9 protein-coding genes and 1 pseudogene are annotated in these 11,136 nt (G+C 70.2%); 2 read left to right on the top strand and 8 right to left on the bottom strand.

Features of this window, described 5'->3' with window-relative positions; all coding sequences use genetic code 11:
* Positions 1-480: 480 nt before the first annotated feature.
* The 8 genes and pseudogenes from LX12_RS10990 to LX12_RS10955 all read right to left on the bottom strand — a co-directional run bounded on the left by LX12_RS10990 (position 481) and on the right by LX12_RS10955 (position 8,905).
* Positions 481-2,098 (bottom strand): annotated as a pseudogene (locus LX12_RS10990) (dipeptide ABC transporter ATP-binding protein).
* Positions 2,095-2,979 carry an ABC transporter permease gene (locus tag LX12_RS10985; RefSeq protein ID WP_372504980.1) on the bottom strand — a complete coding sequence of 295 codons (885 nt, stop codon included), beginning with the start codon at positions 2,977-2,979 and terminating at the stop codon, positions 2,095-2,097. Before LX12_RS10985 ends, LX12_RS10990 begins: the two are co-directional and overlap by 4 nt.
* Positions 2,972-3,970 carry an ABC transporter permease gene (locus LX12_RS10980; RefSeq protein WP_253654554.1) on the bottom strand — a complete coding sequence of 333 codons (999 nt, stop codon included), beginning with the start codon at positions 3,968-3,970 and terminating at the stop codon, positions 2,972-2,974. The genes LX12_RS10985 and LX12_RS10980 overlap by 8 nt, the downstream gene beginning before the upstream one ends.
* A gap of 2 nt (positions 3,971-3,972) precedes the next feature.
* Complete coding sequence (locus LX12_RS10975; RefSeq protein ID WP_253654553.1) at positions 3,973-5,610, bottom strand: ABC transporter substrate-binding protein; 1,638 nt, start codon at positions 5,608-5,610, stop codon at positions 3,973-3,975.
* 45 nt (positions 5,611-5,655) lie between these two features.
* Positions 5,656-6,168, bottom strand: coding sequence for a GNAT family N-acetyltransferase (locus LX12_RS10970; RefSeq protein ID WP_253654552.1), 513 nt, complete (start codon positions 6,166-6,168; stop codon positions 5,656-5,658).
* Positions 6,165-7,151 (bottom strand): ABC transporter substrate-binding protein, encoded by a 987-nt coding sequence (locus LX12_RS10965; RefSeq protein ID WP_253654551.1) that lies wholly within the window; start codon positions 7,149-7,151, stop codon positions 6,165-6,167. Before LX12_RS10965 ends, LX12_RS10970 begins: the two co-directional genes overlap by 4 nt.
* Positions 7,152-7,196: 45 nt before the next feature.
* Positions 7,197-7,964, bottom strand: coding sequence for an amino acid ABC transporter ATP-binding protein (locus tag LX12_RS10960; protein ID WP_253654550.1), 768 nt, complete (start codon positions 7,962-7,964; stop codon positions 7,197-7,199).
* The gene (locus LX12_RS10955; protein WP_372504979.1) at positions 7,961-8,905 is read right to left on the bottom strand and encodes an amino acid ABC transporter permease; all 945 of its coding nucleotides are present in this window, start codon (positions 8,903-8,905) and stop codon (positions 7,961-7,963) included. The genes LX12_RS10960 and LX12_RS10955 overlap by 4 nt, the downstream gene beginning before the upstream one ends.
* A 138-nt stretch (positions 8,906-9,043) precedes the next feature.
* On the opposite strand from LX12_RS10955, the gene LX12_RS10950 reads away from it, so the two are divergent.
* Both LX12_RS10950 and purF read left to right on the top strand, forming a co-directional pair.
* Positions 9,044-9,427 (top strand): sterol carrier family protein, encoded by a 384-nt coding sequence (locus LX12_RS10950; RefSeq protein ID WP_253654549.1) that lies wholly within the window; start codon positions 9,044-9,046, stop codon positions 9,425-9,427.
* 98 nt (positions 9,428-9,525) lie between these two features.
* The gene (gene purF / locus LX12_RS10945) at positions 9,526-11,103 is read left to right on the top strand and encodes an amidophosphoribosyltransferase (protein WP_253654548.1); all 1,578 of its coding nucleotides are present in this window, start codon (positions 9,526-9,528) and stop codon (positions 11,101-11,103) included.
* Positions 11,104-11,136 lie beyond the last annotated feature (33 nt).

Raw genomic sequence — 11,136 nt, 5'->3', positions numbered from 1 at the left:
CGATCCCGACGAACACCCGATCGGCACTGCTTTCCGACGGCGGTTTTGTCATGCTGGCCATGGGTCACCTTTGGGCTAGGAGGTGGGCCGCACGCGACCGGTCGGGCCGGGTGGACAGAACAGTGACGAGACATTGCCGTGTGTCGTCAGGCTCCTATCAAGCCACACCCGGACCGGCCGGGAGCACGCTGACGGCCCCGGACAGATGCGCCCAGGCCCAAGGGCGAGTCGACCGATCGCTCGAAGGACAACAGCCAGGTCGTGTCAGTGCAGAAATGAGCCAGACCCACCCCTGAACCGGGCCCATCGAGTATCACTGTGCGGAAAAAGCCCGCCGAGCGGGCACTCGATGCCGGCGGCGCGCCAGAACTGCCCGTTCGACGGGATCTGGTGCACGGTCGACGGGATCCACTGCACGGTGGGTGAGTGGTTGTGGCCCGGTCGGCGGTGGTTTTCGGCACGGTGGGCGGCGTCGCCGGGTCAGGGGCCGCTCACTCGCGTCTTGCGGGTGGGTCGGGACGGGTCGGGGACGGCGTCGCGGAGTTCGCGCGTGAAGGGGTGCTGCGGGTCGTCGAAGACGGTCTCGACGTCGCCCGCCTCGACGATCTGCCCCGCGCGCATCACGAGCACGTGGTCGCTGATCTCCCGGACGACGGCGAGGTCGTGCGAGATGAACAGGTAGGCGAGGCCGTGCTCGCGCTGCAGACGGTCCAAGAGGTCGAGGATCCGGGCCTGCACCGACACGTCCAGTGCGGACACGGGCTCGTCGAGCACCACCAGTTCCGGCTCGAGCGCCAGCGCACGGGCGATCGCGACCCGCTGGCGTTGCCCGCCCGAGAGCTCGCGCGGTCGACGGTCCGCCAGCGCGCTCGGCAGCGCCACCTGATCGAGCAGTTCGTCCACCCGCGCCCGACGACCGGCGCGGTCACCCACGCCGAACGCACGCAGCGGCTCGCCGACGATCCGCCGGATCGACAGCGACGGGTCGAGGGATGTGTACGGATTCTGGTGCACGAACTGCAACCGACGTCGCAACGCCCGCCGCTCGCGCCCACGCGCACCCGTGACGTCGACACCGTCGAACTCGACCGACCCGGAGTCGGGTCGGTGCAGCTGGGCGACGATGCGGGCGGTGGTGGTCTTACCCGAGCCGCTCTCACCGACGATCGACACGGTCTGTCCGCGGTGGACGTCGAACGACACCCCGTCGACCGCGGTCAGCGACGACCCGCCGCGCAGCGAGAACTGCACCCGAAGGTCCGTCGCGCAGCAACGGATCACCATCGGAGGGCACGGTTGCCCGGGTGCGAGGGCGCCTGAGGTGGGGCGCGGCCGCGACGAGCCCGACGGTGTACGGGTGCTGCGGTGAGGTGAGGATGTCGCGGGCGGGACCGGACTCGACGACGCGCCCCTGCGACATCACGACGATGCGATCGGCGCGTTCGGCGGCGACGCCGAGGTCGTGGGTGATGAACAGGACCGCGGCACCCGTCTCGGCGATGCGGGTGTCCAGCAGGTCGAGGATGCGCCGCTGCACGGTCACGTCGAGCGCGGAGGTCGGCTCGTCGGCGATCACCAGTTCCGGCGAGCACGCCAGGGCGATGCCGATCAGCACGCGTTGCCGCTGCCCACCCGACAACTCGCCGGGGTACTGGCCCGCACGCTCGTCGGGACGGTCGACGCCTGCCTCGGCGAGGATGTCGACGGCGCGCAGCGCGGCGCTCCGGCGATCGGCCCGGCCGTGCAATCGCAGGATCTCCCCGACCTGATCACCGACACGACGAACCGGGTTCAGCGACGACGTCGGATCCTGGGGGACGACGCCGATGTGGGCCCCGCGCAGGCGGCTGAGTCGGCGTTCCGACGCGGAGTCGATGCGCTCGTCGTCGAACTCGATGCGGCCTGCGTCGACGTGACCGCCCTCGGGGAGGAGCCCGACGGTGGCGTGTGCGAGCGTCGACTTCCCCGAACCGGACTCACCCACGACCGCGACGACCTCGCCGCGGTCGACGGTGAGGTCGATGCCGTGCAGGACCTCGGCCTCGCCGTAGGACGCGCGGAGGCCGGACACCCGCAGCAGCGGGCCGGCGGCGCTCATCGACGGTCCTGCAACGCGCGTCCCACACGGTGCGCGCTGACGACGACGGCCACGATCACGAGACCGGGGATGACGGTGAGCCACCACGCGGTGACGAGGTAGTTCCGGCCGTCGGCGATCAGCGTGCCCCACTCCGGTGACGGCGGTTTCGCGCCGAAGCCGAGGAAGCTCAACGACGACACCAGCAGCACCGCGAGACCGAACTGGGCGGCGGCGAGGCCGATGACGGGGGCGATCGCGTTGCGCAGGATGTGGTCCAGGAGGACGGACGGCCACCGGGACCCGGCGAGGAATGCCGCCTCGACGTACGTGGCGTGCCGCACCCGCGCCACCTCGGCCCGCATGACGCGGGCGAACCCGGCGATCATCGTGACGCCCACGGCGATGGCCACGTTGGTGGTCCCGAAGCCCAGGGCGGTGACCACCGCGAGGGACAGGAGCAACGTCGGGATGGAGAGCAACACGTCGACGACGCGCATCAGGACCGTGTCGACCACGCCGCCGATCGCGCCGCCGATCGCGCCGGCGAGCAGGCCGACGACCGATCCGACGACGAAGGCGATGGCCACCGCGCTGATCGTGGCCGAGAGCGACAGCTCCGCACCGTGCACCACCCGGGTGTAGAGGTCGCGGCCGATGCTGTCGGTGCCGAACCAGTGGTGCAGGCTCGGCGGCTGCATCTTGTCGCGGGGTACCAGGGCGTATGGGTCGCCGGAGGCGAACACCGACGGGAACAGCGCCCACCCGGCCACGAGGAGCAGGATCGCCGCGGCCACCACTACGGTGATCCATCGCGCCCACCCCCGCCGTCGACGGCGAGCGGGGGTGCTCTGGGGCGGTGCGTCGGTGCGGTCGACGGATTCGACGAGGAGGTCAGACACGGGCGGACTCCGAGCTGTCGGCGGTGGCGGGGCCGGTCGTCGGTGCCCGACGGCTCCGGCGTACGACGATCCGTGGGTCGATCAGCGGATAGACGAGATCGACGGCCAGCGTCACCACCACGAAGACCAGAGCTGTCAGCACAACGATGCCCTGCACCACCGGGATGTCCTGTGCCAGCACGGAGGTCTGTGTCAACCGGCCCACCCCTGCGCGGGCGAAGACGGTCTCGACGACCACCGACCCGGCGAGCAGTTCGCCGACGAGCACGCCGGCGATCGTCACCGCGGGAACCGTCGCGATCCGGAAGACGTGGCGCGTGTGGACGTACCAGCGCGACGCTCCCTTCGTTGCCGCCACCTCGACGAACGGTTCCCGCCAGGTGGACAGCAGCGACGTAGCGAAGACCTGCGCGATCACCGCACCGGTCGGGATCGCGAGGGTGATCGCGGGGAGGACCACCGACGCCGGTGTCTGGTCACCGAACGCGGGGAACACCGGGAGGCCGAACGAGAACACCTGCAGCAGGATCAGTCCCACCCAGAAGGTCGGTACGGCGGCGCCCAGGGGAGGCAGCGACAACAGTGCGGTCCGCAGCCAGCGGACGCGCGTGTACACCGCCAGGAACGCCAGACCCCCGCCACCCACGATCGCGATGACGAGCGCGGTGCCGGCGAGTGCGAGGGTGCTCGGTACCGCGTCGCCGATGGCGCTCACGACGCTGCGCCCGGTGGTGATCGACGACCCGAGGTCGCCGTGCAGGGCGTTGGTCAGGGCGGTCCAATACTGCTCCCACACCGGCTTGTCCAGGCCGTAGCGGGCCTGCATCTCCGCGATCGCGGTCGCGTCGACGGGCGTGCCCGCGCCGTTGCTGTCCGCAGCAAGGCTCACCGGGTCGGACGGGAGGAGGAACAGCACGATGAAGGAGACGGTGAACGCAGCCCACAGCACGGCGACGGCCTGGAGGAGACGGAATGCGATGTACCGCGCCATGATCAGCTCCTGCTGTCCGAGGAGTCGGGGGTCACCCAGGTGTCGTCGAATCGCAGTCGCGCCGACGCGTCGAAGCGCAGACCGTGAGCGCGTGAGCCCTGGCCGATGGTCTGCGACAGCTCGATGGTCGGGATGAAGAAGCCGTTGTCCAGGATCTCCTGTTGTGCCGTCGCGATGAACCGCGCACGCGCCGCGGGATCGGAGGTCGACAACTCACCGGTGAACGCGTCCTCTAGTGCGGGAACCGTTGGCGCGCGGCCGATGTTGCGGCCGCGGGTCGAGAACGACACCCGCAGGATGTCGCCGTCGGCTCGAGTCGAGTTGTAGTAGAACGCGTCGAACTTCCCGTTGCTCTGGCGGGCGACGCTCTCCGGCGTCGACACGAGGTCGAGCTGCATGTCGACGCCCGCGAGGCGCAGCTGTTGCTGCATTAGTTCCAGCACCGTCTGGTTCGCGGCGAACACCGCGCTGAAGGTGACGGCGAACGACAGTTTTCGCCCGTCCTTCCGACGGATGTCGTCTGAACCTCTCCGCCACCCAGCGGCGTCCAGCTGGGCCTCGGCACGGGACCGGTCGAAGGTGACCAGCGGCGATCGGACGTACCCGGGGGTGTTCCGGGCCAGCACGCTGGTCGCCGGCGCGAAGGTGTCGTCGAGAACGGTGTCGACGAGCTCCTGCCGGTCGATCGCCGACAGCAGCGCCACGCGGACAGCACGATCCGCTAGGACCCCGCGAGACACGTTGGGCTGCAGCCCGAAGGTGATCCCGGGGTTGGGGGTGGTGAGCACCCGGCCCTGCGCACCCTCGATGATCGTGCGGTCCTGCGGGAGGGCGTCGCTGATCGCGTCGAGTTGGCCGGACGCCAGACTCCCTGTCCTGACGCCGGACTCGGGGACGACGGTGAACTCGATGCGGTCGAGGTAGGGCTCGCCGGTGTGCCCGGCCACCGACGACCCCCAGGCATAGCCCTTCCGCTTCTCGAGCGTCGCCGACCGGTCCTGGGCGTAGTCGGTGTAGACGAACGGGCCCGTTCCCGCGACCTCGCCCTCGCATCGCTGGGCGGCCGACCTCGCGGAGGTCGCGGGCGAGACGATGCCGAGCTGTGAGGTCGAGGTCGCCTGGAGGAACTGCGCGTTGGGCCGGGTGAACTCGACGACGACCGTCTGGGGGTCGACGATCGTCGTGCCGCTGTATCCGGCGAGGTAACTCGCACCGAGTGCGGCCTTCACCGGACCGAGTGTCTTCACGACCGAGTCGAAGCTGCGCGCGACCGCGGTGGCGTCGAGAGGTGCACCGTCGCTGAACGTGACCCCCGGGCGCAGGGTGAAAGTGAACCGCCGGGAGTCCGGCGACACCTCCCACCGCTGCGCGAGCCACGGGACCAGCGCGCCCGTCCGCGGGTCCTGGTCTGTGAGGGAGTCGACGATCGGCCGCGTCACGTAGATGGTCTGGTTCGTCGACGACTGCGCTGGATCGGCGCACGTCGGCGCCTGGGACAGTCCGTACCGCAGGGTTCCTCCGGTGCGGGGCGGACCGGTGTCGTCAGCCCCGGGGGCCGGCTCGGTGCAGGCGCTCGCGCCGGCGGCGATGGCGAGCACCGTGACGACGAGGGTGACCCGGCGGGGCAGACGAGCGAGCATCGCACCAGTTCTGCCAGCCCGCCGTCGGTCCGAGAAGGGTTTCGATCACGGTGAACGGCGGAGTTGCTTGCGGAACGGATGCGGCTGCGGCCCCATCGGATAGGTGTCGACGTCGAAGCCCGGGGTGTAGCCCGCGGACACGTACAGCGCGACCGCCTCGGGTTGTCGCCACCCGGTGGTGAGGAAGACGTCGGTGTATCCCACTGCCGCAGCGCGTCGTTCGAGTTCGGCTACCACCAGCAGGCCGTAGCCGCGCCGACGGTGATGCTCCGACGTCCAGATCCGCTTCAACTCTGCCGTGTGGTCGTCGTAGCGCTGGAACGCGCCGCCGGCGACGGGCTCGTCGTCGAGCAGTGCGACGACGAGCCCGCCATCCGGCGGCGCGAACTGCGACGCCGGGTACTCGACCAGATCGCGGTGGACGGTGTCGAGCGGGTGCCCGTATCGACTGCTGTACTCGACGGCGAGCTCGTCGAGCAGCGGCCGCGCCCGGGGATCGTCCTGGGCGACGGACGCGAACACGGGCGTCGGATGACAGCCCACCTGCGCGTCGGTCACGTCCGCGGGAGCCCGGGCGGGTTGAGCTGCGAGGACGTCACGGCCTCCTTGTCGAGATTCCAGCGGCGGAGCACCTCTCGATACTGCCCGCCCTGGATGACGGCGTCGAGCGCCTCGCGGACAGGCTCGATCAGCGGGTTGCCCTTCTTGGTGGTCGCGGCGATGAGACCGGTCACCCCGGAGCCGGCGCCTGACACCTGCCCCACGATGGTGGTCTCGTTCGGGGTGCCGCGAACCTGTGCGTCGTGGAAGGCGTTGATGGGGTTCGGGCCGAAGTAGGCGTCGATCTGCCCGGCGTTCAGCGCCGACCAGACGCCGGTGACATCCTGGTAGTACTTGATGGTGATGGGCGCCTTGCCCTCCGCCTTCAGCTTCTCGGACCAGTCGACGAGGATCTTCTCCTGGTTCGTCCCCGAGCCCACCGCGATCGTCTTCCCGGTGAGGTCCTGATACCCCGTGAAGCGGATCGGATCGCTCTTGCGGGCGATGAGCGACAGGATGTCGGTCCGGTAGCTCGCGAAGTCGTACAGGTCCTTGCGGGCCTCGGTCACGGTGATGTTCGAGAAACCCACATCGCTGGCGCCGCTGTCGATCCCGAGGAACAGGCCCTCCCACGACGAGCGACGGAAGTCCGGCTTCAAGCCGAGCGTGTCCGCGACGAGCCGAGCGATGTCGACCTCGTCGCCGACCCAGACATTGTTGTCGTCGGTCGACGGGAAGGAGAACGGCGGGCTGCCGGTTCCCGAGCCCTGACCGATCACGAGGGTGCCGCGTTCCCGAATCGAGGCCGGTACCTTCGCGGCGATCGCGTCGTTCTTCGGTGCGGTGATCGGTTGCTGTGTCGAGCTGAGGTCCAGTGTCGCGCCGGTGGAGTCCCGCACCGCCTGGGTGCTGCCGTCGGACGGTGTGGAGCACCCGGTGGCGAGCAGCCCGACGGTGAGCACGGTGAGCAGGGCGGCGGACATCGATCGACGTCGCGTCATGGCGGGATCCGTTCTGTGACTGTGATGTGTGCGAGAAAGGCGCGTCTACAGGACGCGGTCGAGAAATGCGCGGGTGCGTGCCTCACGGGGATGACCCAGGACCTGGCTGGGCGGGCCCTCCTCGACGTTGCGGCCGGCGTCCATGAACACGATGCGGTCGGCGACGCGGCGCGCGAAGGCGATCTCGTGGGTGACGATGACAAGGGTCCGACCCGCGCGGGCGAGGTCGCCGATGACGGCCAGGACCTCGTCGACCAGTTCGGGGTCGAGTGCAGAGGTGGGCTCGTCGAAGAGGATGAGCTCGGGATCCAGCGCCAGCGCCCGGGCGATCGCGACGCGCTGTTGCTGCCCGCCGGACAGCTGGCGGGGATAGGCGTCGAGACGGTCGGAGAGGCCGACGCGTCCGAGGAACTCCTCCGCGGCACGGCGCGCGGCGTCTTTCTCGACCCCGCGGGCGCTGACCGGTGCCTCGGCGACGTTCTCCAGCGCGGTGAGGTGGGGGAACAGGTTGAAGGCCTGGAAGACGAACCCGATGCGGCTGCGTTGCCGACGGATCTCGTTCTCCGACAGGCGGTGCAGGGCGTTGCGGCCGCGACGCAGCCCGATCAGCTCGCCGTGGACGGTGACGAAACCCTCCGTGGGCGGCTGGAGGTGGTTGATGGTGCGGAGCAGAGTGGACTTGCCGGAGCCCGACGGCCCGATGATCGCGACCACCTCGCCCTGCCGGACCTGCAGCGACACGTCGGACAGGGCGCGGACCCCGTCGAACGACTTCCCGACGCCGCGGACGTCGAGGACGACCGGGGCGGTCATGCGCGCACCGCCCGCGTGGCGAGGCGGGATCGCAGGCGCTGCAGCGGTGTCGGTGGCAGTTCGCGGTGGGCGCCGCGGGCGAAGCGTCGTTCGATGTAGAACTGGGCCACCGACAGCAGGCCGGTGAGGATGACGTACCAGGCGACCGCGACCAGCAGCAACGGGATGATGCGGCCGTTCCGGCCGTAGATCACCTGGACCTGGTAGAAGAGGTCGGGGATGGCGAGGATGAACACCGCCGACGTGCCCTTCAGGAGTCCGATCACCTCGTTGGTCGCGGGCGGGACGATGGTGCGCATGGCCTGGGGGAGGACGATGCGGGTGAACTGCCGCCGCACCGGGATGCCCAGTGCGGCAGCCGCTTCGCGCTGACCCTCGTCGACCGAGAGCAGACCCGCGCGGATGATCTCGGCACCGTAGGCCGCCTGGTGGATCGACAGGCCGATCAGTGCGGCGGTGACCGGGGCGATGAGGTTCTTGGTCTCCACCTCGGCGAACACGGGGCCGAACGGGATGCCGACGCCGAGGTGGGTGTACAGCGCCCCGAGAAATCCCCAGAAGAGGATCTGCACGATCAGGGGGATCGACCGGAACAGCCAGATGAATGCCCAACTACCGCCACTGAGAACAGGATTGGGAGATTGCCGCATGAGCGCGAGCACGATGCCGCCCGCGAACCCGATCGCCGCCGCGGCGAGCGTCAGCCAGATCGTCAACCACAACGCCTCGAGGATCGTCGTGCTGACGAAGTACGACGCGAACGTGGGCCAGTCGTACCGGGGGTTGGTGACCGCACCCGCGACGACCTGGGCGAGGAGCACCGCGACGACGAGGACGGCGAGCCACCGGCCGTAGTGGGGTCGACCCACGACGGGAAGACCTGCGAGGTCGTCCTCGTGGTCGACGGTGGCGCGCGGGGGCGCAACTGTTCTGCTGGACACCGGGAATGGGCTCCGCTCGGATGTGGGTGCGGCACGACCGCGACCCGTCGGATGTTGTGCAGCGACGCTAGGAGCGGCTGGGGCACCTCACAACGGATCCGGTCACCGTGCGCGAAAGCGACAGGGGATGATCGGGTGATGCCCCCGAAGTCCGTCGACCCCGCCGAGATGCGCGCCGCCGTCCTCGCCGTGGGCCCGTGGCTCCGCGGCGAGACGGACGAGGCACCCGCGCGCCCGGCGCTGGCCCTCGCCGTGCGGACGACGGCACGCACCCTGGCGCAGATCGCGCCCGGCTCGTCCGTCGAGGTGCGGGTCCCGCCGTTCGTCGCCGTCCAGTGCATCGAGGGTCCCCGCCACACAAGGGGGACCCCGCCGAACGTCGTCGAGACCGACGCCCGCACCTGGCTGCGCCTCGCGGCGGGTCTCACCGGCCTCGCCGACGAGATCGCGGCGGCGACGGTGTCGGCGTCGGGCAGCCGTGCGTCGGAGGTGGGTGCGCACCTGCCGCTCGTGCGCGTCTGATGCTCCGTGGGGAGCGCGCGCCGGATTCGCCGTCGCCGCACGTCGGCCCGTAAACTGGGGCGCAGGTCCGACCGCCGCCCACCGCATCGGAGTGCCCTGTGACCGAGCTGTCCGTCCACAGCCCGAATCTCCTCGCCGACCATGCCTCCGCTGCACCTCTCGACGACCGTGGCGAGAACGAGCCGCGCGAGGAGTGCGGCGTCTTCGGCGTCTGGGCCCCAGGTGAGGACGTCGCGAAGCTGACCTACTACGGGCTGTACGCCCTGCAGCACCGCGGGCAGGAGGCCGCCGGGATCGCGGTCGGTGACGGGTCGCAGGTCCTGGTGTTCAAGGATCTCGGTCTCGTCTCGCAGGTGTTCGACGAGCAGACCCTGGCCTCCATGCCGGGCCACGTCGCCATCGGACACTGCCGCTACAGCACCACCGGGTCGACGACGTGGGAGAACTCACAGCCGATCTTCCGGACGACCGCCGCCGGGACCGGCGTCGCGCTCGGTCACAACGGCAACCTCGTCAACACCGCCGATCTCGCCGCGGTCGCCCGCGAGGCCGGCCTGATGGCGTCGCGCATCCACGGCGGCGCGACGTCCGACTCCGACGTCGTCGGCGCGCTGCTCGCCCACGGTGCGGCCGACAGCACCATCGAGCAGGCCGCGATGGAGTTGCTGCCCACGCTCGACGGCGCCTTCTGCCTGACGTTCATGGACGAGCACACCCTCTACGCCGCGCGCGACCCGTTCGGGGTCCGTCCGCTGTGCCTCGGTCGTCTCGACCGCGGGTGGGTCGTCGCGTCGGAGACCGCGGCCCTCGACATCGTGGGCGCGTCGTTCGTCCGCGAGATCGAGCCCGGCGAGCTCCTCGCCATCGACGCCGACGGTGTGCGCAGCTCGCGCTTCGCCCCGCCCACGCCGAAGGGCTGTGTCTTCGAGTACGTCTACCTCGCCCGCCCCGACAGCGTCATCAACGGCCGGTCGGTGCACTCGTCCCGCGTCGAGATCGGGCGCCGCCTCGCCCGCGAGCACCCCGCCGACGCCGACCTCGTGATCCCGGTGCCCGAATCGGGCACGCCCGCGGCCACCGGGTACGCCCAGGAGTCCGGGATCCCCTATGGCCAGGGTCTGATGAAGAACGCCTACGTCGGCCGCACGTTCATCCAGCCGTCGCAGACCATCCGTCAGCTCGGCATCCGGCTCAAGCTGAACCCGCTGCGGGAGGTCATCCGTGGGAAGCGGCTCGTCGTCGTCGACGACTCCATCGTCCGCGGCAACACCCAGCGCGCCCTGATCCGCATGCTCCGCGAGGCTGGTGCCGCCGAGATCCACGTCCGGATCGCCTCGAGCCCCGTGCGGTGGCCGTGCTTCTACGGCATCGACTTCGCCTCACCCGCCGAGTTGATCGCGAACGGCATGGAGTCCGAGGAGGGGATGGTCGAGGGTGTCCGGCAGGCCATCGGGGCGGATTCGCTGGGCTACATCAGCATCGACGAGATGATCGCCGCGACCGAACAGCCGGCCGGACAGCTCTGCGCCGCTTGCTTCGACGGCAAGTACCCGATCGACCTGCCGACCGAGACGTCGATGGGCAAGGCGGTCCTCGAGGCGATGCTGTCGTCGACCGCGGGCAGCGACCCGCTGGTCTCGCACAACGACAACGTCAGCGCGCTGCGCCGCCCCTGACGGGGCGCACCGGCCCCGGGTCCCGCCACCGTG

This window comes from Williamsia serinedens (genome assembly GCF_024171725.1).
Taxonomy (GTDB): Bacteria; Actinomycetota; Actinomycetes; order Mycobacteriales; family Mycobacteriaceae; genus Williamsia_A; species Williamsia_A serinedens.
Note: the sequence above shows the minus strand (reverse complement) of the source record. Positions and strands in the feature narration are given on the sequence as shown.

Coding starts and splice junctions, on each gene's coding strand:
- LX12_RS10980 (WP_253654554.1), bottom strand. CDS start 3,970: ATGGCGCGGTACATCGCATTCCGTCTCCTCCAGGCCGTCGCCGTGCTG.
- LX12_RS10975 (WP_253654553.1), bottom strand. CDS start 5,610: ATGCTCGCTCGTCTGCCCCGCCGGGTCACCCTCGTCGTCACGGTGCTC.
- LX12_RS10965 (WP_253654551.1), bottom strand. CDS start 7,151: ATGACGCGACGTCGATCGATGTCCGCCGCCCTGCTCACCGTGCTCACC.
- LX12_RS10960 (WP_253654550.1), bottom strand. CDS start 7,964: ATGACCGCCCCGGTCGTCCTCGACGTCCGCGGCGTCGGGAAGTCGTTC.
- LX12_RS10950 (WP_253654549.1), top strand. CDS start 9,044: ATGCCCCCGAAGTCCGTCGACCCCGCCGAGATGCGCGCCGCCGTCCTC.